This is a genomic window from Pseudomonas fluvialis (assembly GCF_014207935.1).
Classification (GTDB): Bacteria; Pseudomonadota; Gammaproteobacteria; order Pseudomonadales; family Pseudomonadaceae; genus Aquipseudomonas; species Aquipseudomonas fluvialis_A.
Window position 1 is genome coordinate 509,241 of the sequence record NZ_JACHLL010000003.1, and the last position, 21,338, is coordinate 530,578.

General features: G+C 62.6%; 26 protein-coding genes. 8 read left to right on the forward strand and 18 right to left on the reverse strand.

The genetic code is table 11. The annotated features are described in order from the left end of the window. Positions 1–49: 49 nt before the first annotated feature. From HNP49_RS11335 to HNP49_RS11375, 9 genes are all read right to left on the reverse strand, one after another. Entirely contained in the window at positions 50–259 is a 210-nt protein-coding gene (locus HNP49_RS11335) for a SlyX family protein (protein ID WP_184683299.1), read from the reverse strand. After that, positions 256–687 (reverse strand): HIT domain-containing protein, encoded by a 432-nt coding sequence (locus HNP49_RS11340; RefSeq protein ID WP_184683301.1) that lies wholly within the window; start codon positions 685–687, stop codon positions 256–258. Before HNP49_RS11340 ends, HNP49_RS11335 begins: the two co-directional genes overlap by 4 nt. Positions 688–764: 77 nt before the next feature. Continuing rightward, positions 765–2,225 (reverse strand): HAMP domain-containing sensor histidine kinase, encoded by a 1,461-nt coding sequence (locus HNP49_RS11345; RefSeq protein WP_184683304.1) that lies wholly within the window; start codon positions 2,223–2,225, stop codon positions 765–767. After that, entirely contained in the window at positions 2,225–2,884 is a 660-nt protein-coding gene (locus HNP49_RS11350; protein ID WP_184683306.1) for a response regulator, read from the reverse strand. Before HNP49_RS11350 ends, HNP49_RS11345 begins: the two co-directional genes overlap by 1 nt. Positions 2,885–2,904: 20 nt before the next feature. Continuing rightward, positions 2,905–3,495, reverse strand: coding sequence for a tetratricopeptide repeat protein (locus HNP49_RS11355; protein WP_260407151.1), 591 nt, complete (start codon positions 3,493–3,495; stop codon positions 2,905–2,907). 83 nt (positions 3,496–3,578) lie between these two features. After that, the gene (locus HNP49_RS11360; protein WP_184683310.1) at positions 3,579–4,364 is read right to left on the reverse strand and encodes an SDR family oxidoreductase; all 786 of its coding nucleotides are present in this window, start codon (positions 4,362–4,364) and stop codon (positions 3,579–3,581) included. Positions 4,365–4,374: 10 nt separating this feature from the next. Continuing rightward, positions 4,375–5,028, reverse strand: coding sequence for a TenA family transcriptional regulator (locus HNP49_RS11365; protein ID WP_184683312.1), 654 nt, complete (start codon positions 5,026–5,028; stop codon positions 4,375–4,377). 9 nt (positions 5,029–5,037) lie between these two features. Next, a complete protein-coding gene (locus HNP49_RS11370; RefSeq protein WP_184683313.1) occupies positions 5,038–6,498 on the reverse strand; it encodes an AMP-binding protein in 1,461 nt (486 codons plus the stop codon). After that, positions 6,482–7,171: a thermostable hemolysin gene (locus HNP49_RS11375; RefSeq protein WP_184683314.1), complete on the reverse strand. Its 690-nt coding sequence runs from the start codon at positions 7,169–7,171 to the stop codon at positions 6,482–6,484. The genes HNP49_RS11370 and HNP49_RS11375 overlap by 17 nt, the downstream gene beginning before the upstream one ends. Before the next feature lie 292 nt (positions 7,172–7,463). Here HNP49_RS11375 and HNP49_RS11380 point away from each other — a divergent pair, with 292 nt between their 5' ends. Next, entirely contained in the window at positions 7,464–8,792 is a 1,329-nt protein-coding gene (locus tag HNP49_RS11380) for an OprD family porin (RefSeq protein WP_184683315.1), read from the forward strand. Between the two features lie 68 nt (positions 8,793–8,860). Here the strand turns inward: HNP49_RS11380 and HNP49_RS11385 are convergent, their stop codons facing one another. Beyond that, entirely contained in the window at positions 8,861–9,268 is a 408-nt protein-coding gene (locus HNP49_RS11385) for a PaaI family thioesterase (protein WP_184683448.1), read from the reverse strand. Positions 9,269–9,381: 113 nt separating this feature from the next. Here HNP49_RS11385 and HNP49_RS11390 point away from each other — a divergent pair, with 113 nt between their 5' ends. Further along, a complete protein-coding gene (locus HNP49_RS11390) occupies positions 9,382–11,094 on the forward strand; it encodes a proline--tRNA ligase (protein ID WP_184683316.1) in 1,713 nt (570 codons plus the stop codon). Positions 11,095–11,099: 5 nt separating this feature from the next. After that, the gene (locus HNP49_RS11395; RefSeq protein WP_184683317.1) at positions 11,100–12,053 is read left to right on the forward strand and encodes a hypothetical protein; all 954 of its coding nucleotides are present in this window, start codon (positions 11,100–11,102) and stop codon (positions 12,051–12,053) included. 8 nt (positions 12,054–12,061) lie between these two features. Here HNP49_RS11395 and HNP49_RS11400 read toward each other — a convergent pair whose 3' ends face one another. Together HNP49_RS11400 and HNP49_RS11405 are read right to left on the reverse strand one after the other, a co-directional pair. Next, a complete protein-coding gene (locus tag HNP49_RS11400) occupies positions 12,062–12,337 on the reverse strand; it encodes an acylphosphatase (RefSeq protein WP_095938379.1) in 276 nt (91 codons plus the stop codon). 5 nt (positions 12,338–12,342) lie between these two features. Further along, on the reverse strand, positions 12,343–12,804 hold the full coding sequence (locus HNP49_RS11405; protein ID WP_184683318.1) for a TlpA disulfide reductase family protein: 462 nt from the start codon (positions 12,802–12,804) through the stop codon (positions 12,343–12,345). A 30-nt stretch (positions 12,805–12,834) separates the two neighbouring features. On the opposite strand from HNP49_RS11405, the gene HNP49_RS11410 reads away from it, so the two are divergent. Continuing rightward, complete coding sequence (locus tag HNP49_RS11410) at positions 12,835–14,244, forward strand: PilZ domain-containing protein (protein ID WP_184683319.1); 1,410 nt, start codon at positions 12,835–12,837, stop codon at positions 14,242–14,244. A 120-nt stretch (positions 14,245–14,364) separates the two neighbouring features. Continuing rightward, positions 14,365–14,754 (forward strand): hypothetical protein, encoded by a 390-nt coding sequence (locus tag HNP49_RS11415; RefSeq protein ID WP_184683321.1) that lies wholly within the window; start codon positions 14,365–14,367, stop codon positions 14,752–14,754. A gap of 28 nt (positions 14,755–14,782) precedes the next feature. Here HNP49_RS11415 and HNP49_RS11420 read toward each other — a convergent pair whose 3' ends face one another. Continuing rightward, entirely contained in the window at positions 14,783–14,986 is a 204-nt protein-coding gene (locus HNP49_RS11420) for a hypothetical protein (protein ID WP_184683323.1), read from the reverse strand. 130 nt (positions 14,987–15,116) lie between these two features. After that, on the reverse strand, positions 15,117–16,337 hold the full coding sequence (locus HNP49_RS11425; protein ID WP_184683325.1) for a virulence factor BrkB family protein: 1,221 nt from the start codon (positions 16,335–16,337) through the stop codon (positions 15,117–15,119). Between the two features lie 96 nt (positions 16,338–16,433). On the opposite strand from HNP49_RS11425, the gene arsC reads away from it, so the two are divergent. Genes arsC through HNP49_RS11440 form a run of 3 tightly spaced genes read left to right on the forward strand, consistent with a single transcriptional unit; the run spans position 16,434 to position 17,789 of the window. After that, positions 16,434–16,787: an arsenate reductase (glutaredoxin) gene (arsC, locus tag HNP49_RS11430; protein WP_184683327.1), complete on the forward strand. Its 354-nt coding sequence runs from the start codon at positions 16,434–16,436 to the stop codon at positions 16,785–16,787. Continuing rightward, positions 16,784–17,389 carry an NAD(P)H:quinone oxidoreductase gene (gene wrbA, locus HNP49_RS11435; protein WP_184683329.1) on the forward strand — a complete coding sequence of 202 codons (606 nt, stop codon included), beginning with the start codon at positions 16,784–16,786 and terminating at the stop codon, positions 17,387–17,389. The genes arsC and wrbA overlap by 4 nt, the downstream gene beginning before the upstream one ends. After that, complete coding sequence (locus HNP49_RS11440; RefSeq protein ID WP_184683331.1) at positions 17,382–17,789, forward strand: DUF2069 domain-containing protein; 408 nt, start codon at positions 17,382–17,384, stop codon at positions 17,787–17,789. The genes wrbA and HNP49_RS11440 overlap by 8 nt, the downstream gene beginning before the upstream one ends. A 33-nt stretch (positions 17,790–17,822) precedes the next feature. Here HNP49_RS11440 and hda read toward each other — a convergent pair whose 3' ends face one another. From hda to HNP49_RS11460, 4 genes are read right to left on the reverse strand one after another with little or no spacing between them, the layout of a single operon-like run. After that, a complete protein-coding gene (gene hda / locus HNP49_RS11445) occupies positions 17,823–18,527 on the reverse strand; it encodes a DnaA regulatory inactivator Hda (protein WP_095941387.1) in 705 nt (234 codons plus the stop codon). Further along, a complete protein-coding gene (locus HNP49_RS11450) occupies positions 18,524–19,618 on the reverse strand; it encodes an AI-2E family transporter (protein ID WP_184683449.1) in 1,095 nt (364 codons plus the stop codon). Before HNP49_RS11450 ends, hda begins: the two co-directional genes overlap by 4 nt. Positions 19,619–19,620: 2 nt before the next feature. After that, positions 19,621–20,169, reverse strand: a complete 549-nt coding sequence (locus HNP49_RS11455; protein ID WP_184683333.1) for a CDP-alcohol phosphatidyltransferase family protein — start codon at positions 20,167–20,169, stop codon at positions 19,621–19,623. A 24-nt stretch (positions 20,170–20,193) separates the two neighbouring features. After that, positions 20,194–21,222 carry a DUF2066 domain-containing protein gene (locus tag HNP49_RS11460; RefSeq protein WP_184683335.1) on the reverse strand — a complete coding sequence of 343 codons (1,029 nt, stop codon included), beginning with the start codon at positions 21,220–21,222 and terminating at the stop codon, positions 20,194–20,196. Positions 21,223–21,338 lie beyond the last annotated feature (116 nt).

Consider the following 21,338-nt stretch of genomic DNA (forward strand, 5'->3'; position numbering starts at 1 on the left):
CAGGCGAAAGAAAAAGCCCAGCGATGCTGGGCTTTTTTATGTCCATAGTTCAGTAGTGCGGCGGCGGTGGCTCATCGCCCAAGGGCTCGCCGACCTGGCCGGCCAGGTCTTCCTGGCGCCGCGCCAGCGCCGCCAACTGCAGCTGCAGGCGCTCGATATCGCGCTGTTGACGGGCAATCTCATCGCTCATGGTCATCAGGGCGTCATCCTGGAAGGCCACCCGGGTCTCCAGTTCCATCAAACGCAGCTCAACACTCATGCCGACTCTCCGGCGAACTGAAAGTCATCGTCCAGTGCCATGCGCAGCTTGTCCCGCAGGGCTGCCACCTGTTCGTCACTGTAGGGCTTGGCCGGGTGTTTGCCCCAGACCGGCGCAGGCCAGGCCGGATCATCCTTGCGCCGCACGATGACGTGCATGTGCAACTGGCTGACCACATTGCCCAGAGTTGCCACGTTCATCTTGTCGGCTTTGAAGGTGTCCTTGAGCACTTCCGCCAACTCCGTGCTCTCGCGCCACAACTGTTGCTGTTCCTGGGCATCGAGCTGAAACAGCTCGCTCACCTCATCACGGCGTGGCACCAGAATGAACCAGGGATAATTGGCATCGTTCATCAACAACAGGCGACAGAGAGGGAAGTCTCCCAGCAGCACAGTGTCCTGCTGCAGGCGTTGATCCAGGGTGAACATGGCATTTCTCCGCAAAGGCCTTCTAATTCAGCGTAGCCATGCAAAGCTGGCGACGTGTTGCAAGAATACCCCAGCAGTCACTGGCGCGGCAGACGCACGCGTACCTCCAAGCCACCCAGGCTTGCCGTGTGCAGGCTGATCTCGCCACGATGCAGCTCGACGATGCGCTGCACGATGGACAGCCCCAGACCGGCCCCCTGCCCCGGGCCCTGCCGATAGAAACGTTGGAACAATTGCTCGCGCTGCTCTTGCGGCACGCCCGGCCCACTGTCCTGCACACTGAGCTGCAGGCTGCCGTCCAGAGCCAAAAGATCAAGCTGAATACGGCCGCCTTCCGGGGTGTACTGCAAAGCATTGCCGACCAGGTTCTGCAAGAGAATCCCCAGGCTCGGTGCATCTCCACGCAGCAGAAAATCGGCCGTTTCATCCAACTCCAGCGTCAACTCCTGATCACGCTCCAACGCCAGCGGAATCAGCTCCGCCAGTTCCTGACGCAGAAAAGCCGCGAGATCAAAAGGCTGCATGGCCAGTTGCACGGCATTTGGCTCAAGACGGGCCAAGGTCAGTAACTGGGTCACCACCCGCGTGGCGCGATCCACGCCACCAATCAACTGCGCCAGTGCCGCATCACGCTCGTCAGCGCTGCCGGCAGAAACGGCGTTCTGCGCATGAATCCGCAGCACCGCCAGCGGGGTACGCAACTCGTGAGCGGCATCGGCGAGAAAGCGCTTTTCCCGCTCCAGCAACACATTGACCTGCTGGAGCAGACGATTGAGCGAGGCCGCCATCGGTTCAAGCTCGCTGGGCAGGGGAGCCAGCACCAGCGGTGCCAGATTGTCCGGGTCGCGGCTCTTGAGAAAATTGACCATCTGCTGTAGCGGCAGCAAGCCCATACCCACCGCCACCCATACCAGCAGCGCCAGCAGCGGCAAGCCGAGCAGATCGGGCAGCAGGCTGCGCATGGCTATTTTCTCCACCAGCTCGCCACGCACATCACCACGCTCGGCGACCATGATCCACTTGCCGGCCTGTTGATCTTGCAGCATGAACACCCGCCAATGGTAACGACCGAGAGGGACAGTGTGATAGCCGAGCAGATCGACGCCGGTACTGCTCAGCGGCTCGGCGCCCTGATGCGCATGAGCCTGCGGCGCCTGCTGATGGAAATCCACGATCATCCGCCGCAGCAGATCGGCTGGAGCGCTGGCCGATTGCAGCAGCACCTGCCCGCTATCATCGAGCACCTGAAAGGCCAGCTTGCCCTCATAGGGATGGCCGTTTGCCGGCAATGCCTCACTAGCCGCGCGCTGGCTGAGCAGAGCGCTATTGAGCGCGCGCTGCATCAGTTCCCGGGTCGCCTGCGGCATGTCGCCACCCACCATGCCTTGCAGAATGCGCGCGGTCTGCGCCAGCTGGGCATCGAACAGTTCCTCGATCTCATGCTGCGCATCGAAGTAGCTTTTCAGTGAGATGGCCGTCAGCGACAGCACCAACACACCCAGCACAAGACCGAGAATCCGCGCGCGAATCGAGCGCATCAGGCCTTCTCCGCCATGTAGCCAACACCCCGCACGGTACGGATCAGTTCGGGAAAGAACTTCTTGCGCAGGTGATGCACATGCACCTCCAGGGCATTGCTCTCGACTTCCTCATCCCAGCCATACAGCACCTGCTGCAGACGATCACGGGTCAGCACCCGGCCCGGCTGCACCAGCAACTCGTGCAGCAGGAGAAACTCCTTGCGCGGCAGGCTGAGGCTCTGGCCCTGCCAGGTCACCAGTTGGCTGGAGGGATCGAGAACGATTCCGCGGTACTCAAGCAGCGGTTCGGACCGGTTGAAACTGCGCCGCAGCAAGGCGCGCAAGCGTGCCTTGAGTTCGGCCACATCGAAGGGCTTGACCAGATAGTCGTCGGCGCCGGCATCCAGCCCGGCAATACGATCACCCGTGGCATCGCGGGCCGTGAGCACCAGCACCGGCAACTGGTGCTTGCCACTGCGCACGCGCTTGAGCACCTGCAGACCATCCAGGCGCGGCAGCCCCAGGTCGAGAATCACCAAGTCGAAACTCTCCTGCTCGATGGCGTGCACAGCACTCAAACCATCCAGCAGCCAGTCCACCGTGTAGCCCTCCGGCTTGAGGGCTGCACGAATACCCTCACCGAGGGCCGGATCATCTTCCACCAGCAGCAAACGCATGCGCAGTCCTTAGGGTCCTGTTACTTCAGTTCGGCCGCGACCTTGTCCAGTAGCGCCTGGATTTCCGCCTGACGGCCACGATCCGCCACCTCACGCCCAGGGCGCGGTTTGGCTGCCTGCGCCTTGAGCAAGGCAGCACGAGCATCAGCATAACGCTCCTGACGGTAGAGGAAATCCCCGTAGAAGTAGTTGGGATCGATGCCATCAGGATTCAGGGTCAGCGCCTTGTTCAGCATGGCCTCGGCCTTGTCATCATCGCCAAAGCCAACCGGCCAGCCCGGCACCTGATAATACAGCGCACCCAGACTGGTATACGCAGAGCCATCCAGAGCCTGATCATTTTTGGCCAGCGCCTGCTCCAGACTGGCCTTGGAGGCTTTGACCAGGTCCAGCGCTCCCAGACCGCCCTTGGCCCCGGCATAGGTACTCAGAATGATTCCGCGCCAGATCAGCAGCTCCGGCGCCGGGTTGTTGCGCACCTCGGTCTCGGCCTGCGCCGCCAGCTCGGCAAAAGCCGCTTCGCGCTGCTTCTCCGGCAACTGGTAATTGACCTCGGCCCAGCGGCTCTGCAAGCGCGTCAGCGCCTCATTGACGTCAGCCGCCCAACTCATCAGCGGCGCTGCCAGCAGTCCGGCCAGCAATACCGCGGTCGTTTTCATCTTGCGCATGGCGATTCCTCCCAGGAAGGTCTTGATTACTTGCGGGCAAAACGTTGAATGACAGGCAGCTGCTTGCGCAGCGCCTGATCGACGACCCGTGGCAACAGGCCGTTAAGACGCACGAAGAGTTTCTCCGGCCAGCCCATGTACAGCTCCTCGCGCTCGGACTCGATCGCCGCGCGTACGGTACTGGCCACCAGTTGCGGATCGTCCATGGCCACTTTCAGCTCGGTGTTCATCGCCACCACGCTGTCGCTGTTCATGCTGGTGCGCGTAGCCCGCGGCGCCAGATAGAGCACCTTGATCTGGGTATCGGCCAGTTCACGGCGCAGCGCCTCGGAAAAGCCGCGGATGGCGAACTTGCTGGCGCAATAGGCGGTAAACCCGGGATAGCCGATGGAGCCGAAAGTCGAACCGATATTGACCACCAGCGCCCGCCCCTGCTGACGCAGAATCGGCAACAGACGATGGGTCAACTGCAGGGTTGCGGTGACATTGAGCTGCACCAGCTCGGCAATGGCCTCCTCATCCTGCTGATCGAGCAGGCTGAACTGATTGACCCCGGCTGCATTGATCAGGGCATTGATGCCGGAGAAGCGCCGGGCCGCCGACTGCACGGCTTCGCGGCCAACGCGTTCGCGGATATCCGCCACCACCCACTCGATCTGCCCCGGATAAGCCGCGGCCATCTGCTCCAGACCGGCCGCCGTGCGCCCGACCAGCAGCAAGCGCGCACCTCCTTCAGCCAGTACCGATACCAAAGCACGGCCAATGCCACCACTGGCACCGGTGACCACCGCCCGACATTCATTGAGCTGCATGGTTATCTCCTCAGGCCGACAGCGGCAAGCTGCGGAACATATCGCCGTACAGGCGGTAAACCACCCGCGCGGTATGGATCACGGCCTGCTTGTCTTCGTCGCGTTCCAGTTTGTTCATCAGGTTCTCGTAGAACTTGATGTGTTCGATATCCAGGCTGCCGTGGGACGTCAGGTAGCTGAAGGCCTTGTTCGGCAGCCCCAGCTTGCCCTGGATCACACCAGCCGCCTGGGTGGCCAGGGCAATGCTGGTGCCTTCGAGCACGTTGACCATGCCGAAGAAACTCACCGGATTACCGCGATTGATGCGGTCGTAGACATAGCTGACCATCAGCTCGGTCGGCAGCTGCGGCTGCCCGTGACGTACCGCTTCGGCGTCGGCACCGCAGGCGCGGATATCATTGAGAATCCACTCCTGATGGCCGTACTCCTCCTCGATGTACTCGGCAATCGCCTCGCGCAGCCACTCCAGGCGCTCCGGCAGACGTGCACCACAGGCCATCAGCAGCGGCACGGTGTGCTTGACGTGGTGGTAGGCCTCGGTAAGGAACGCCACATAGCTGGGCAGGCTGACGGTACCGGCCATCGCCTGCTGGATGATCGGCGCGCCCAGCAGGTATTCACGTTCGGCAGCGGTTTCTTGTTGCAGCAGATCAAAGAAGTTCATGTTCAATCCTCAAAGACTGTGGGTCGCCATCAGGGTTTCGATGGCGGTCTGGTAGTGAGCAAACAGGGCAACACGACGCAGCCGGCCATTGCTGGTGGCCATGCCGTTGTCAGCAGTAAAAGGTTGTTCGGCGCGGATCCAGTGATGCACCCGAGCGTAATCCGGCAGGCTGGCATTGACCGCATCGACGGCAGCCTGCACATCGGCATCGGGGGTGGCGGGAAAGCGCAGGGTCAGAACCGCCACATTGGCCGGAAGAGCCTCGCCATGCAGCCAGGCCTGGGCGATCGGCAACTGCTGAACCAGCTCCGCCTCCACCCACTCGGGGTTGACGTTACGCCCGTAGGCCGTGATGAACTGGTTCTTCTTGCGCCCATGCAGGACCAGAAACGAGTCCTCGAAATGGCCCAGATCACCCGTCGCCAGCCACTCATTCTGAGCACAAGGCTCTCCAAGATAGCCAAGCATCTGCGCACCGCGCACCAGCACCTCGCCATCATCGGCCAGGCGCACCTCGACATGCGCCAGCGGCTCGCCGACAGTCCCGGGACGACGGGCCTCAGGGCGATTAAGGCAGACCACCGAAGCGCATTCCGACAGGCCATATCCCTCGAATACCGGCAGACCCAGCGCCCCGGCGCGCTCCAGCAGCGGCTGAGCCACCCGACCACCACCCACGGCAATAAAGCGCAGCGAGGACGGAATGGGCAGCCCGCGCTCGGCAGCCGTGACCAGTGCCAGAAGCAACTGCGGCAAGAGGATCAGACTGTGCGGCTGAATCTTGTTCAGGGCTTGCAGAAAGCTCGGCAGATCGAACTGGCTCGCGCCTTTCAGGCCCACCTGAGCCAGCGGCAGCAACTCGATACGAGCGCCCGCCAGCAGCGGCGCATAAATCCCGGCGATGTTTTCCAAGAGGGTCGCCAGCGGCAATACGCACAGATGACGCTCGACCTGACAGCTCAGGCTCGCCTGCCACAGGCTGTGCGCCACGCGCAGCTGTACATCGGCATCCAGGCACACGCCCTTGGGCTGCCCGGTGGTACCCGAGGTATAGGTGATCTTCAGGGTGCCGACAGGCAACTCGGCAACCTGAGCCAGGGAGCGTCGGGCAATGCCTGCATCAGTCGGCACGAAGCCGAGCCCGGCAAACGCCGCCGGGTCGCTACTGATAAGCGTATCCACGCCCGAGCTGTCCAGCACATGGCGCTGCTGATCGCCCGAGAAAAAGCCCGGCAGTGGCACACAGGGCAAGTTGGCCTGCAAACAGGCAAGGTCCCACAGCACCCAGTCAATACCATTATCCAGGGCCAGACTGACCCGACGCGCACCATGGCGCAGCAGCAGATCTGCACGCGCACCAACCTGCTCCAGCAATTGCCGATAGCTCAGCTGCCGAGCGCCCTCGCCCAAGGCCGGCGCGTCGCCACGCGCCACCATCCCGGCGAAGAACTGCTCAACCACAGGCGACATCACTCACCTCCAGCGACGGGTAGAAGGCCTCAAGGCCCAGTCGACGGTAAAGACCGTGAGCCTCCAGGCGCGTATGCCCACCCCAGATATCACCAACCATTACCTGCGGCTTGGTGGCGTAGTAGCTACCCCAATCTGCCAAATCGGCGCCCATGCGCTGTGGGTCAGCAAGGCCCAGCGAAATCGGGCTGAGCCCCAGACGCTGAAAGCTGTTGAGCAGGCTCAGGGTGCCGGTAAAGGTCACCCAGCGGAAACCCTGGCTGACCAGAAAATGCGTCATGGCGATGATCAACAAGCGTGCATGACCCGCCTCGAGCGCACCAAGATTGCCCACCTCGACAATTTCATCGCGCGCAACCGAACGACCACTGCGCTGGGCAATGGCCTCCTCGATGGGCATATCCAGGTAACGTTCAAGAAACAACACACCCTGTGCAGCGTTACGAACCCCTACAGCCGCGCGCAGCGTCCCCTGCTCATCATCCAGCCCCAGCAGACAGGGCATGAAATGCTGGATATGTGCGCCGTAGTGCTCGGCAAAGCGCTCACGAATAAAAAATTCCAGGCGTTCTCGTGTATTTGTGCACGCGTCTTGCTTAACCAAGCTCAGCGTAAGGGAAGACTGTTGACCGATCTTTGCCAACAGCGTGGCCGGTGCCCCCTGAAACTCCATGATCGAACCTCGTGGCATGGAAGTGATGGGAGCAGTGTGTGGCGGCAGTCTTAACCGACCCTTAAGCACGAAAAAGAAAGCGGCAATGAAAGAAAATGCTCGGGGGAGGATTTATTTTTGCGACAGGCAGCTTATAAAAAAGCGACACGGAAGCCCGCCTAATCCCGCAAAATAAGTCAGAACTGTTATCAGTCGTGCGCTGCATGCTATAAGTTTGGCGCCGACACAAAAAGAAAGAGCCGCCTTAAATCAATAGGTAGCGAGAATCTTCTAAACCAAAGGAGCAATCACAATGCAAGTGATGAAGTGGAGCGCCCTGGCCATCGCGGTCACCGCCGGTACCACCCAACTGGCTTTCGCCAGCGCGCAGTCCGATTCCAAGGGCTTCGTTGAAGACAGCAACCTCAGCCTGCTGAACAAGAACTTCTATTTCAACCGCGATTTCAAGAACAACGACAGCACCAGCCAGAGCTACCGTGAAGAGTGGGCTCATGGTCTGTGGGCCGACTACGCCTCTGGCTACACTCAGGGCACCGTCGGTTTCGGCGTTGACGCTCATGCCGCCCTCGGCATCAAGCTGGACAGCGGCGACGGCACCAATGGCACCGGCCTGCTGCCGATCGGCGAAGACGGCACCTCTGACGACGATTACTCCTATGCTGGTGGCGCGGTCAAAGCCCGCATCTCCAACACCGAACTGAAGTACGGCGATCTGATCCCGACTGCACCGGTCTTTGCTACCGGTACTGCTCGCCTGTTCCCGGGCTCCGCTACCGGCTTCCAGATTCTGAGCAGCGAAATCGAGAATCTGAGCATCGATGCTGGTCACTTCACTGCAATTCGTGACGGCAGCTTCAGCACCAACAGCGACGGCGAAGTTACCCTTGCCTACGGCGGCGCCATCGACGCTACCAGCGTCGACTACCTCGGCGGCACCTACTCGTTCAGCGACAACTTCAGCGCCACCGCCTATGGTGCCAAGCTGCAGGACGTCTGGAACCAGTACTACGGCAACCTGAACTACAACATCCCGCTGGCGGATGATCAGGCCCTGACTTTCGACTTCAACATCTACGACACCAGTGATGAAGGCGATGCCCTCGCCGGCGAAATCGATAACACCACTTGGTCGCTGGCTGCCGCCTACACCTTGGGCGCACACAAGTTCACCCTGGCTCGCCAGGAAGTGGACGGCGACGTACCGATGGACTACATCTCGATGGACGGCGGCAACGCTGGCGACTCCATCTGGCTGAACAACTCGGTACAGTACTCCGACTTCAACGCCCCGAACGAGAAGTCCTGGCAGGCTCGCTACGACCTCGACATGACCACCTACGGCGTACCGGGCCTGAGCTTCATGGTTCGTTACATCACTGGTGAAGACATCGACGGCACCGACGCCGACATCAACGGCGCCTACACCTACTTCGGTGACGGCGGCGAAGAGTGGGAGCGCAACATCGAAGCCAAGTACGTTGTTCAGGAAGGTGCTGCGAAGGACCTTTCCGTCCGCGTACGTCACTCCACCTGGCGCGCCAACACTGCCGGCAACGATGCACTGGGCAGCGATCTGGACGAAATCCGCGTCATCACCGAATACCCGCTGGACATCCTGTAAGTCCAACGTGTAACGCGGTAAAAAAGAAACCCGGCCTTGGCCGGGTTTCTTTTTGCCTGCTGAAAAGCTCAAAGCGGTAAAGCGTAAGTACCGGTTACATGCGCTACCAGATCACCCTCGCCGCCAAGCGAATACAGCTCAACCTCACAGACTGCCTGCCGCCTGGACAATCTCAGGATGCGCGCCTCGGCAATCAGATCCACCGCCCTGGGCTTGCTCAGGAAGTTGATATTCAGGTTCGAGGTCACGGCCATTTCAACGCGTCCCAGGCGACCCAGCACAACGGCATACATGGCCGCATCGGCCAACGCCATGATGGTCGGCCCGGACAGGGTACCGCCTGGCCTGACCAGCTTGCCGTGGAAGGGAACGCGAGCGATGGCCCGCTCGGCATCCAGATGATCGATGCGCAGGTCGATATCTTCGGCCATGGGCACACCCAGACGAATCAGTCCCTGCACCTGTTCAGCAGTCAACACCGACATTTCCACAGTTCTCCGTTTCAGCGGGCCCGCCTGTACGCCAGGGGCCCGGGCGCCGTACAATGCCGGGCACTTCCCGCCTCTCGCAACCGACAGAACGGCCAAACATGCGTACCAGTCAGTACCTGCTCTCGACCCTCAAAGAAACCCCGTCCGATGCCGTAGTGATCAGCCACCAGCTGCTGCTGCGTGCTGGCATGATCCGCAAGCTCGCCTCGGGCCTCTACACCTGGCTGCCCATGGGCCTGCGCGTGCTGCGCAAGGTCGAGGCCATCGTGCGCGAAGAAATGAATGCCGCCGGCGCTCTGGAAGTGCTGATGCCGCTGGTCCAGCCCGCCGAGCTGTGGCAGGAGTCCGGCCGCTGGGAACAGTACGGCCCCGAGCTGCTGCGTCTGAAGGACCGTCATGGTCGCGAGTTCTGCGCCGGCCCGACCCACGAGGAAGTCATCACCGATCTGGCCCGCAACGAGCTGAATAGCTACAAGCAGCTGCCGATGAACCTGTACCAGATCCAGACCAAGTTCCGCGACGAAATCCGTCCGCGCTTCGGCCTGATGCGCGGTCGCGAGTTCATCATGAAGGATGCCTACTCCTTCCACCTGGACCAGGCCTCGCTGCAGGAAACCTATGACCGCATGCATCAGGCCTACTGCAATGTGTTCACCCGTCTGGGCCTGAACTTCCGCCCCGTGCAGGCCGATACTGGCTCCATCGGCGGCACCGGCTCCCATGAATTCCATGTGCTGGCCGAATCCGGCGAAGACGACATCGCCTTCAGCGACACCTCCGATTACGCCGCTAACATCGAGAAGGCCGAAGCCATTCCGCGCGAAACCGTGCGTGGCGCGGCCACCGAAGAACTGCGTCTGGTCGACACGCCGAATGCCAAGACCATCGAGGAACTGGTCAGCCAGTTCGGCATCGCCATCGAGAAGAGCGTGAAGACCCTGGTGGTTCATGCCGCCGAGGAAGGCAAGCTGATCGCCCTGATCGTACGCGGCGACCACGAACTCAACGAGATCAAGGCCGCCAACCATGAACTGGTCGCCAGCCCGCTGGTGTTTGCTTCGGAAGCCGAGATTCGCGCCGCCATTGGCGCCGGCCCCGGCTCGCTGGGCCCACTGAACCTGCCGTTCAGCTGCGTGATCGACCGCAGCGTCGCACTGATGAGCGACTTCGCTGCCGGCGCCAACATCGACGACAAGCACTACTTTGGCCTGAACTGGGAGCGCGACCTGCCGCTGCCAGCCATTGCCGACCTGCGCAATGTGGTCGCCGGTGACCCCAGCCCGGATGGTCAGGGCACTCTGGTGATCAAGCGTGGCATCGAAGTCGGCCACATCTTCCAGCTCGGCACCAAGTACAGCCAGGCGCTGAACCTGTCGGTTCTCAACGAGATCGGCAAGCCGGTGATCCTGACCATGGGCTGCTATGGCATCGGTGTTTCGCGCGTGGTGGCAGCCGCCATCGAGCAGAACTACGACGAGCGCGGCATCCTCTGGCCCAAGGCCCTGGCCCCGTTCCAGATCGCTCTGGTGCCGATGAAGTACGAGAACGAGCAGGTCAAGGCCGCCACCGACAAGCTGTACGCCGACCTGACCGCCGCTGGCTACGAAGTGCTGCTGGATGACCGTGACAAGAAAACCAGCCCCGGCGTGAAGTTTGCCGACATGGAGCTGATCGGCATTCCGCACCGCATCGTGGTCAGCGAACGGGGACTCGGTGAAGGTACTCTGGAATACAAGAACCGTCGCGCCGGCGAGAACCAGAACATCGCCATCGGAGATATTCTCGACTTCCTGGCCCAACAGACCCGCTGATCGCCATGCCGACTCGCTGCCTCCTCCGTCTGACAGCTGCTGCCACCCTGGGTGGCAGCCTTCTCCTCAGCGGCTGCGCCAACCAGTTGCCGCAACGCAGCGACCAGGAGGCACGCAGCGAGCGCAAGCTGCTCGAGCACAGCCTGAGCATCGACGTGGGCGAGCCAGCGACCTTGGAGCTGCCGCAGCGGCGCATCCGCATTCAGGAACAGAAGACGTTTGCCGTCACCGACTACGAGGTCACCCGTCGTTACGACCGCTACACGCCCTACCAGGCCTGGCGTGAGCTGTATGAGGTGCCACTGGGTGCCGTGGCCGTGATCGCAGGCACAGGCGCAAACGTGCTGAACGTGGTGTTGCTGGGTAACGTGCCAGAAAGCGCTACCCGCGGCTGGATCGAATACGGCTTTGCCGGGCTTAACCCGGCGATGAACGTCGAGTCCAATGGCCGTGCCGAACAGAACCTGGCACTGCTCAGCGACAAGCGCCTGGAGCAACGCACCGAATACACCACCCTGCCCTGGGCCGAGCGCCCGGTACAGGTGAGTGCCGGCAAGCAGTCCTTTGAGCTGACCACCGACCGGCGCGGCATCCTTCATCTCAACCTGCTCGACGGCCCCTTTGCCGAGCAGGACGCCAGTCGCATCGGCAAACTGCAACTGCGCGTGGCGGCCGAAGATGGCAGTCACAGCGAAGCCAGCATACTGGTCAGCCGCAGCCTGCGCGGCAAGCTGCAGGAAGCTCATGCGCTGATTTATGACGACCTCGAAGATGACGACGTCGGGCAGTGGGTGCATCGGGTCAAGCGTCTGTCCCAACTGGGGCTGGAAGAGGAAGCCAGCGAGCTGGAACAAAGCCTGATCGAGCTGACGCGCAATGACCCGGAGCTGCAGAAAGAGTTTCTCGACCTGCTGCTCAAGCAGGCCGGCCGACTGGCCGCCGACCCCGGAGCCGAGTAGCTCAGCGCTTAGCGCCGCACGATAAAACCGGCAATGCCCTGCAACGGCGCCTCGCTGACTTCCAGGCCACTGACCTCCGCCTGCTGCGGCCCTTGCTGTAGCCAGTGCTGCAGGCGCTCTACGGCCTCAGCCTCGCCCTCGAACAGCACCTCAACGCGGCCATCGGCCAGATTGCGCACCCAGCCATCCAGATCCAGCGCATCGGCCTGTTCCTGGGTTGCCTGGCGGAAATACACACCCTGCACCTTGCCGCTGACGTAGGCATGCCGGCATTGTCTGGTCACGACTGTCACTCCTCTTGCTGCAACTGGGTCAAACGCGCCTGTAATCCCGCGGCAGTCTGCTCACCCAGCAACTGATCGCGCACACGCCCCTGCGGGTCGATCAGATAGGTCGAAGGCAGTGCATCGCTACGCGGTAATTTAAGGCGCTCGGCCGGATCCAGCGCCAGCACGCTGTAGCGAATGCCCAACTGTTCGACCGCCTTGAGCAACTCCTCGCCCTGCAAACCATCGTAGTTGACGCCAACCACAGCAAGATCAGTGCGACTGGCAGCCAGCGCGTTCAACTCGGGCACTTCCTTGCGGCAGGGGCCGCACCACTCAGCCCAGTAATTGATGACCAGCCAGCGATCTTGCAGTTGTGCTGCCGATACCATTCGGCCATGCTGATCAGTACCATAGTCCTCACTGCACGCCGCCAGCCACAGGCTGCCTGCGATCATCACGATAGTCTGGAGCTGCCTGCGCATGCCTTTGTTCCTCGTTGAAGCGGGGTGTTTATGACCTTGGATGCCCTGCGCCTAGAAGTGCCGGACATACTGGAAGAAAACGCCATGCCACTGGCCACGCTGCCTGCCAGCCTGCTGCAGGCGCGCGGTCTGGCCCAGGATGCCGCGCTGCGGGAAGTTCTGGAATTGCTGTTCCGCCTCAATCGCAGCGCGCTGACCTTACTGGAAAGACAGCGCGTGCTGCAAAACTTCAGTGATGAGTATCGCCATTACGCCTGCGCCTACCAGGGCGGCACTCCGCCGCCCCTGCTGTTCCTGCGCCTCTGTCACGAACTGGCAACCGGCTTCAAACGTCTGCTGCTGCAGATCCTCCAGGGTCGCACACCATCCAAGCCACACCTGGCCTGGTGCCTGTACATGGCCCAGCACTTCCTCGCCCAATGCGTGATGCGTCACTACCAGCTGTATCAGGAGCCGCCGCGCGGCCTGTGGCTGGACAGCCACCTGCTGTACTGGATCGGCGAACATCAACAGTGCCTGGACGAACATGTGGCAGCAGCGTTCCAGCCTACTCCCGCTTGCACCCTGCGCGGCATCTACCAGCAGCAGCTGCTGCTGGCTCTGAGCAATCCGTTCCATCTCGCCGAAGGCGAATGCCCGCGCCTGTTCGCGGCCCTGGCACCCTTTGCCGAGCTGGCGAGGCTGCTGCCGGTGGAAGAGGACGAAGACATCGAGGGCGCCTTGGTCGACCTCAGCCTGGACCAGGCCAGCCTGCCGCAGCAGGCCATTACACCGGGCAACATCGAACTGCTTCGGCGCCTCGAGCTGGGCCCGCTGCTGATTGCCCTGCATGACCCCGCTCCGCTGCAGGAGCGCAGCGAGCGCGAGCTGCTTGAACGCGTGCGCCACAACTGGCTGGGACGTCAGCAGCGCCGACATGATCGCGCCGAACAGGCCATCGCCTGCAGCATGGTGGTCGGTCTGCCACAGATCCATGCCCACCTGCTCGAGCACCGTCCACTGCGCGTGGAAGCCCAGATGCTCGACAACAGCCCAGGCGGCGCACGCCTGCTGTGCAGCCCACAGCATGGCCAGCAACTGCAGGTCGGCCAGCTGTTGCTCCTGCCGGAAACCAGCAGCTCGCCACTGCTGGCCATGGTGCGCTGGCGTCACCAGAATGCCGACGGTCTGTACCTGGGCCTGCGCTACCTCAAAGGGCTTCCACGCCCCGTGTGGCTGCGCCGCGCACCGAACGCACAAACCCATCCCGGCGTCCTGCAAAGCACCCCGGCACCCGGCAACGGCTGGCATCACGGCCTGTGGCTGAATCAGGGGCAGTTCGTCGAAGGCGAGAATCTCTGGCTGCAACTGCTCAACGTCAACACCCAGACCATCGTGCCGCTGCCGGCCGCCAACCTGAACACGCCCCTGGTCATTCGTCACCCACTGCGACTGGGCTAGCCGCGCAGTTCAGGAACTGCGAGACAGGTCACGCCCAAGGCGGCCCGCGCGCACAGTTTTCATCGCGGGCTCCTTCCTATAATCGCGGCACACCCTTCCATTCGTGTTGCCGAGGCCCGCATGAGCCGCATCCCAGACCAGATCGTCGGTCCCGTTCCCAGCCAGATCATCAGTCAGGCACGCATCACTGCCAACGGCACCGGCAGCAAGGCGGCCGAATTCAATGTCGCCGCCTGGCTCAATCTACCGGGCCTGGGCGAGCTGCCGGTGTCGCTGCTGGTCAGCTATATCGATGGCAGCGAGCAGCGCGAGGTGGCGGTGGAGCACGGCAAGGTCAACAGCCACGGCAAGATCATGCTGTCAGGAGTAGCCCGACTGCCGCACAAGCAGAAAATCAGTGACATGCAGATTCGCCTGCGCAGTGCCGTACCGATTCGCGGGCTGATCGTCGAGGAACTGTTTGTCCAGGCTGCCGATCCGATCAGCACCAGCAGCAAGGCCTTTGCCTGACCCTCGATTCGCCACAGGGATGTGGCCGCTACGCCTCCACCTCAACACTGCAAGCAAGTCCCCCCGCCTCAGCCACCATCACGTCACCCCCAGCATCGCCCTTGGGCGCCAGTGACTCGGGCCACTCGAAAAACTGCAAACCGGTCACCCGCCGAAGACTTTCCAGCGCCTGCTGTGGCCGAACCTGATGCAGGAAGATCACACGATCACCAGCGGACTTGGGGCGAGACATCGACTATTCCGGCAGCAGCTCAACGATGCATTGGCTGTTTGCCAGAAGCATGCCAGCCGTCTGAACGCCTGCCTGCGGGACGGCATATGGCGCATAGCCACTGCCCCACGAAACAAACTGCCGTTTTTCGTCACCCAGCCATGGGCTTGAGCCACTGCTGCACACTGCCACTGAACAGCTCAGCCTGTTCTTCCTGCAGCATCTCCAGCGCCTGGCGCAGCGCCGGATACCAGGCTTCTTCCAGCTGCGCCGGCAACTGCCCGGCACGCGGCAAAGGCCAGGGACAACGGGTCAGTAACTGGTTGAGGCTGAAATGCCCTAGGTCGCGACTGAGCACCCAGCCGCCACCACTGACCCGGCAGACCAATCGCTCGCTTTCCAGAAACTCGACCAGCTCATCCCACTCGTCCTCGGGCAGCGGCCAGCCTTCTCGGGCCAGGTCCGTGTGCCAGAGCGGCCGCCCACGCTGCTGCCGCTCTAGGAACACGCGCAATACCGCCAATAGCACCAGCACCCGCGGCAGGCCGCGCTTGCGCCAGCGCCGTGAGGAGGACAGGTTGCACACCAGCTCCGCGCCGAACAGCACAATCACCCAGGACAGATAGACCCACAACAGGAACAGCGGCACCGTGGCGAAGGCGCCATAGATCAGCTGATAACCGGGAAACAGGCTGACAAACAGGCCAAACAGCGCCTTGGCCACCTCGAACAGCACGGCGGTAAATATCCCGCCGAGCAATGCATGTCGCAGCGGCACGCGGGTATTGGGCACGGCGGCATAGATCAGGGTGAAGGCGGCCACACTGAAAGCCACCGGCGTAAGCCCCAGCAGCAGCGTCGCTCCCGGCAGCGCATGTGGCCCGGAGAGCAGCGACAGCGAAGCGATATAGGTACTGAGCACGAAACCACTGCCAAGCAGCAGCGGCCCCAGACTGAGAATGGCCCAGTACAGCAGAAAGCTGGTCACGCCGCGCCGCGGCTGACGCAGACGCCAGATGGTGTTGAAGGCCTTCTCGATGGTCAGCAGCATGAGAAACGCCGTCACCGCCAGCAGCACCACACCGATCCAGGTCAGCTGTCGTGCCTGCTGGATAAACCCCAGCAGGTAGACCTGCACCGCCTCGCCGGTAGATGGCACGAAATTGCGAAAGATAAAGCTCTGAATCTGCTCGCCAACCCCCTGAAACGCGGGAATGGCCGAGAGCATGGCAAAGGTCACGGTCATCATCGGCACCACGGCGAACAACGTGGTGTAGGTCAGCGCGGCTGCGCTGTGTGTTCCGCGATCGGCCTGAAACCGCTGCAGAAGGAACTGCCCGAACTCCAGCAGGTCCACTAGGCGCTTGCGCATGCTCTCTCCTTGGATGCCCGACGCGTCATTCACCAGCCCCAGGCTGGCGACAGACGGGTAGAATAGCCGCCTCACCCAAGGCCCGGCGACCCCGTGATGACTGAATTGATCCTCTACCACAACCCACGCTGCTCGAAATCCCGCGGCGCTCTCGAACTGCTGGAAAGCGCCGGCCACAGCGTCAGCATCCTGCGCTATCTGGAAACCCCTCCCAGCGCCGACGAACTCAAGACCCTGCTGGGCAAACTCGGCATCCCAGCCCGTCAGCTGCTGCGCAGCGGCGAAGATGAATACAAGAGCCTGCAGCTGGACAACCCGGCGCTGGACGATGATGCGCTGATTGCCGCTATGACGGCCCATCCCAAACTGATCGAACGCCCGATCCTGATTGCCGGCGACCGCGCCGTGGTCGGCCGGCCGCCGGAAAAGGTTCTGGAGCTACTGGCATGAGCAACCCCTACATTCTGGTGCTGTATTACAGCCGCCATGGTGCCACCGCCGAAATGGCCCGGCAGATTGCCCGTGGCGTGGAGCTGGGCGGCCTCGAAGCCCGCCTGCGCACCGTGCCCGCCGTCTCGCCCGAGTGCAGTGCCGTGGTTCCGGAGATTCCCGAGGAAGGCGCGCTGTACGCCTCACTGGAAGACCTGCAGCACTGCGCCGGCCTGGCCCTAGGCAGCCCGACCCGCTTCGGCAACATGGCATCGGCCCTCAAGCACTTTATCGACGGCAGCAGCAGCCTGTGGCTGAGCGGCGCACTGGTCGGCAAGCCAGCTGGCGTGTTCACCTCCACCGCCAGCCTGCACGGCGGTCAGGAAAGCACCCTGCTGTCCATGCTGCTGCCGTTGCTGCACCACGGCATGCTGGTCTGCGGCCTGCCCTACAGCGAGAATGCCCTGCTGGAAACCCAAGGCGGCGGCACGCCTTACGGCGCCAGCCACCACGCTGGCGCCGATGGCAAGCGTCCGCTGGACGAACACGAACTGGCCCTGTGCCGCGCACTCGGCCAGCGTCTGGCCGAAACCGCCCGCCGTCTGGAGACTGACCGTGGCTAAGCAAGTTAAACCACTACCGGCACTGGAATGGCTGCAACCGCGCCTGAAGCTGAGCCGCGCCCTGAGCCTGTTCAACTTCGTCGCCCTGTTTGCCGTGCTGGCGATCTGGAACCTGGGCTTTGCCGACCTGCATGGCGCCAATCCGTGGATCGTCATCAGCATCCAACTGGTGCCGTTGCTGCTGCTGGCACCCGGCATGCTGCTGGGCCACGCCCGCGCCCATGCCTGGCTGTGCTTCGTGGTGAATATCTATTTCATCCAGGGCATTCTTGCCGCCATCGACCCGGCACGCTCCCTGTACGGCGTCCTGCAGGCCATCATCAGCTTTGCCCTGTTCAGTAGCGCCCTGCTTTACACGCGCTGGCGCTTCCAGTACGACCGCAAGCTGGCGGGCGAGTAACGCATTCGCCTGCGCGGCAACGCGCAGGCCGTGCTACCAGCCCAGAGTTTCCTTGAGGAAGGGAATGGTCAGCTTGCGCTGTGCCTGCAAGGACGCCTGATCGAGTTGTTCGAGCAACTCGAACAACGCACTCATGCTGCGGGCGCCACGGGTCAGGATGAAACGCCCCACCTCGTCCGGCATCTGCAGACCACGCCGCGAAGCGCGCAACTGCAGCGCACGCAGCTTGTCCTCATCGGCCAGTTCCTGCAGCTGAAACACCAGCGCGAGGGTCAGGCGCGACTGCAGATCCGGCAGCTGCACACCCAGCTCGCGAGGGGAAGTCGCCGCCGCCAGCAGCAGACGCTTGCCAGCATCGCGCAGGCGATTGAACAGGTGGAACAGCGCCTCTTCCCAATCGGCACGACCGGCCACGGCTTCAAGATCATCCAGACAGACCAGCTCGCACTGTTCGAGATTGTCCAGTAGCTCCGGGCCGTAATCGGCCACTTCGGCCAGCGGCAGGTATACCGCAGCTTCGTCGCGCTGCTCGAAGCGCAGACAGGCGGCCTGCAGCAGATGACTGCGCCCGACACCGGCGGCGCCCCACAGGTAGATCAGGCTGTCGGTCCAGCCGGCATCCGCCTCGCACAGACGCTCGACATAGCCGAGAGCCGCCGCGTTGGCGCCGGGGTAATAGTTGGCGAAGGTGGCGTCATCACGCAGACGCACCCCCAAAGGGAGCTGGATTGGTTTCATGCCGGGGGCGAGGCTTCTTGCGAAACCTCGGGGGACTCTCCATAAAGTTCGGAAAGTTTATACAAATCATGCACATGGCGCAGCAGAACCATGATCACCGCAGCCACGGGCAGGGCCAGCAGGATACCGGTGAAGCCAAACAGCTGACCGCCGGCAAGGATGGCGAAGATCACCGCGACCGGATGCAGGCCGATGCGGTCACCCACCAGCCAGGGCGTCAGCAGCATGCCCTCGAGCAACTGGCCGACGGTGAAGACCACCAGCACGCCGATCAGCGGATACCAGTCGCCCGCGCCAAACTGGAACAGGACCGCCACCAGTGCGGCGCCTAACCCGACCACCAGCCCCATGTAGGGCACGATGCTGGCCAGACCGGCCAGCAGACCGATCAGCAGGCCCAGCTCCAGCCCCACCAGCATCAGTCCGGCGGCGTAGATGGTGGCCAGCGCGAGCATGACCAGCAGTTGCCCGCGCACAAACGCCCCCAACACCTCATGGCACTCGGCGGTCAGGCGCATGACCAGCCCTTCTCGCCGCCGCGGCAACAGGCCACGCAGCTTGTGCATCAGCACATCCCAGTCGCGCATCAGGTAGAAACTGACAATCGGCACCAGCAACAGGTTGCCGATAAAGCCCACCAGCGCCAAGCTCGACTGAGTCACCTGCAGCAGCAAGGCCCCGAGGATATCGCTGGTTCGGGTGGGGTTATCCGCCACCGCGGCCTTCAAGCGGTCAAACTGCCAGAAGTCCGCACTCAGCCCCAGCTGCACCTGCAACCAGGGCATCGCGCTGTGCTGCAGCCAGTCGAGCATCTGCGGCGTCAGTTCATACAGGCGCATCAGCTGCCGCCCTAACAGCGGCAGGAAGATCAGCAGCAACACGGCCACGGCCACGGCAAACAGCAGAAACACCAGCGCCACGCCCAGGCTGCGCGAAAGCTTCAAGCGCTCCAGTCGGTCAACCAGCGGATCGCCCAGATAGGCGAGCAGCATGGCTACCAGAAAGGGCGACAGGATCGGCGTAAGCAGATAGATCAGCCAGCCGCTGAGAAAGATGCCTACCAGCCACAACCAGCGCAGCGAGTCGCTCATCATCAGGCCCTCAACCGGGCGGAGCGGTACTTGTGCCCCCAGACCCAGACGTAATGTCCACCACTGAGCACAGCCAGCAGCAGAACGGTGATGACCAGCGCCGGGCGTACTTCGGCAAACGCCGGCAGGATGCTCAGCTCGAGCAGCACGGCCAACACCAGTACGATCTGCAGCAGGGTCGACAGCTTGCCCAGCCAGGTGGGTCTGAACTGCAGCGGGCCGACCAGATAACGGAACAAGGACGCGCCACTGACGATCAGCAGATCCCTGAGCAGCACCACGGCCGTCAGCCACCAGGGCAGCACCGCGGTGAGGCTCAGGCACAGGTAACTGGTGACCAGCAGCAGCTTGTCGGCAATCGGATCGAGGATCGAACCCAGGCGGGTGATCCACTTGAAGCGCCGCGCCAGAAAACCATCCAGCGCATCGGTGAAACCAGCCACGGCAAACAGACCAAGGGCCTGGCCATGACGCTCAGCCAGCAGCAGCCAGGCAATCGGAATGGTCAGCAGCAGGCGCAGCACGGTCAGAAGGTTGGGCAGTTGACGCATGCTGGCACTCCTTGGCAGCGGCGCTTACCAGTGAAAGCGCAGGGTATCGGTAGCCTGGGCGGCAACTACCGGCGCCTGGCCAGGAGCCGCAGGAGCGGCTTCGGCACTGACCGCCGGGCTTTCCTGCAAGTGCGCCAGCGCCAGTTGCGCGCGCAGCTGTTCGGCACTGGCGCTAACCCGGAAGGTCAGGCGACCACCATCGGCCTTGACCAACTGTGCGGCAAACGGCTCCAGCAGACGCTGCAACTCGGCATAACGGGCCAGGTCGGCGCCCTCCACTTCCAGGGTCAGGCTGCGTGCGGCTCCCGGTGCGACCACAAAGCGCGGCGCAAGTCGCTCGCTGACAGCCAGCAGCACGGCATCGGCCAGCTGTGCCGGATCGGCCGCCGAAGCGTTGCCCTGCTCACGGGTGTCGCCCAGCCAGAGCGTCCACTCCGCTTTCATGCCTGCATATTCTGACCTAGTCAAAACCGCAAGGGTGGCATCTGTCGAATAACGCTCTGACGCTTTAGCTAACTCAGCCGGGACCTCTTCTCTGAGACTTTCTGATGTCACGATCAATTGCTCATTGAGGTCACCTATCGGCAAACGGATCGGAAGCCCCCGGTGTTGGGCTGCACGCTTAACAAGAGCCCCCCCCTCCTGCCCATCGGTAAGCAAGTTGTTTGACTCAACTGACTCGTCAAACCACCAAGCAATGATTGCAGGCCGGTTGGCACCCCACAGCGACAAGCCCGCCCGCTGCAGAGCCGCATCGGTACTGACCGGATCGAACTGCACCAACAGGGCATCGGCCTCATAACCGTACTGACTGATCACCTGCTGGGGATTCTTGCGCAGCTCCGCCAGCCCGGGGTTCTGCACGGCGGCCACCGAGCCAGTCAGGCGCAGCACCAGGGTATCCAGGGCGCGCGTCAGGGCGGCGCTGCGCTCCTCTGGCTGCTGCCCGCTCACGGCCTCGCGCACCTGATACAGGTCGGTGACGGTCTGCGCCCAGGCGGCCGGAGCCAACAAAGCAAGGCAGAGGAGGAACGGGCGGAAGACGGCGCGCATAGGGCTCTCGCAGGGCAGGACGGCGGAAAAGCGCATACCTTAAACAGCCCGCCGCCCTGCGGCAACCGCGGCCGCCGGCTTTTCTGGCCGCTGGCCGGCAAGCCTGATAAAATCGC

What these genes read in the sequence shown, in the direction of transcription:
- HNP49_RS11335 (WP_184683299.1), bottom strand. Translation starts at nt 259, where the DNA reads ATGAGTGTTGAGCTGCGTTTGATGGAACTGGAGACCCGGGTGGCCTTC.
- HNP49_RS11340 (WP_184683301.1), bottom strand. Translation starts at nt 687, where the DNA reads ATGTTCACCCTGGATCAACGCCTGCAGCAGGACACTGTGCTGCTGGGA.
- HNP49_RS11345 (WP_184683304.1), bottom strand. Translation starts at nt 2,225, where the DNA reads ATGCGCTCGATTCGCGCGCGGATTCTCGGTCTTGTGCTGGGTGTGTTG.
- HNP49_RS11350 (WP_184683306.1), bottom strand. Translation starts at nt 2,884, where the DNA reads ATGCGTTTGCTGCTGGTGGAAGATGATCCGGCCCTCGGTGAGGGTATT.
- HNP49_RS11355 (WP_260407151.1), bottom strand. Translation starts at nt 3,495, where the DNA reads ATGAGTTGGGCGGCTGACGTCAATGAGGCGCTGACGCGCTTGCAGAGC.
- HNP49_RS11360 (WP_184683310.1), bottom strand. Translation starts at nt 4,364, where the DNA reads ATGCAGCTCAATGAATGTCGGGCGGTGGTCACCGGTGCCAGTGGTGGC.
- HNP49_RS11365 (WP_184683312.1), bottom strand. Translation starts at nt 5,028, where the DNA reads ATGAACTTCTTTGATCTGCTGCAACAAGAAACCGCTGCCGAACGTGAA.
- HNP49_RS11370 (WP_184683313.1), bottom strand. Translation starts at nt 6,498, where the DNA reads ATGTCGCCTGTGGTTGAGCAGTTCTTCGCCGGGATGGTGGCGCGTGGC.
- HNP49_RS11375 (WP_184683314.1), bottom strand. Translation starts at nt 7,171, where the DNA reads ATGGAGTTTCAGGGGGCACCGGCCACGCTGTTGGCAAAGATCGGTCAA.
- HNP49_RS11380 (WP_184683315.1), top strand. Translation starts at nt 7,464, where the DNA reads ATGCAAGTGATGAAGTGGAGCGCCCTGGCCATCGCGGTCACCGCCGGT.
- HNP49_RS11390 (WP_184683316.1), top strand. Translation starts at nt 9,382, where the DNA reads ATGCGTACCAGTCAGTACCTGCTCTCGACCCTCAAAGAAACCCCGTCC.
- HNP49_RS11395 (WP_184683317.1), top strand. Translation starts at nt 11,100, where the DNA reads ATGCCGACTCGCTGCCTCCTCCGTCTGACAGCTGCTGCCACCCTGGGT.
- HNP49_RS11405 (WP_184683318.1), bottom strand. Translation starts at nt 12,804, where the DNA reads ATGCGCAGGCAGCTCCAGACTATCGTGATGATCGCAGGCAGCCTGTGG.
- HNP49_RS11410 (WP_184683319.1), top strand. Translation starts at nt 12,835, where the DNA reads ATGACCTTGGATGCCCTGCGCCTAGAAGTGCCGGACATACTGGAAGAA.
- HNP49_RS11415 (WP_184683321.1), top strand. Translation starts at nt 14,365, where the DNA reads ATGAGCCGCATCCCAGACCAGATCGTCGGTCCCGTTCCCAGCCAGATC.
- HNP49_RS11420 (WP_184683323.1), bottom strand. Translation starts at nt 14,986, where the DNA reads ATGTCTCGCCCCAAGTCCGCTGGTGATCGTGTGATCTTCCTGCATCAG.
- HNP49_RS11425 (WP_184683325.1), bottom strand. Translation starts at nt 16,337, where the DNA reads ATGCGCAAGCGCCTAGTGGACCTGCTGGAGTTCGGGCAGTTCCTTCTG.
- arsC (WP_184683327.1), top strand. Translation starts at nt 16,434, where the DNA reads ATGACTGAATTGATCCTCTACCACAACCCACGCTGCTCGAAATCCCGC.
- wrbA (WP_184683329.1), top strand. Translation starts at nt 16,784, where the DNA reads ATGAGCAACCCCTACATTCTGGTGCTGTATTACAGCCGCCATGGTGCC.
- hda (WP_095941387.1), bottom strand. Translation starts at nt 18,527, where the DNA reads ATGAAACCAATCCAGCTCCCTTTGGGGGTGCGTCTGCGTGATGACGCC.
- HNP49_RS11450 (WP_184683449.1), bottom strand. Translation starts at nt 19,618, where the DNA reads ATGAGCGACTCGCTGCGCTGGTTGTGGCTGGTAGGCATCTTTCTCAGC.
- HNP49_RS11455 (WP_184683333.1), bottom strand. Translation starts at nt 20,169, where the DNA reads ATGCGTCAACTGCCCAACCTTCTGACCGTGCTGCGCCTGCTGCTGACC.
- HNP49_RS11460 (WP_184683335.1), bottom strand. Translation starts at nt 21,222, where the DNA reads ATGCGCGCCGTCTTCCGCCCGTTCCTCCTCTGCCTTGCTTTGTTGGCT.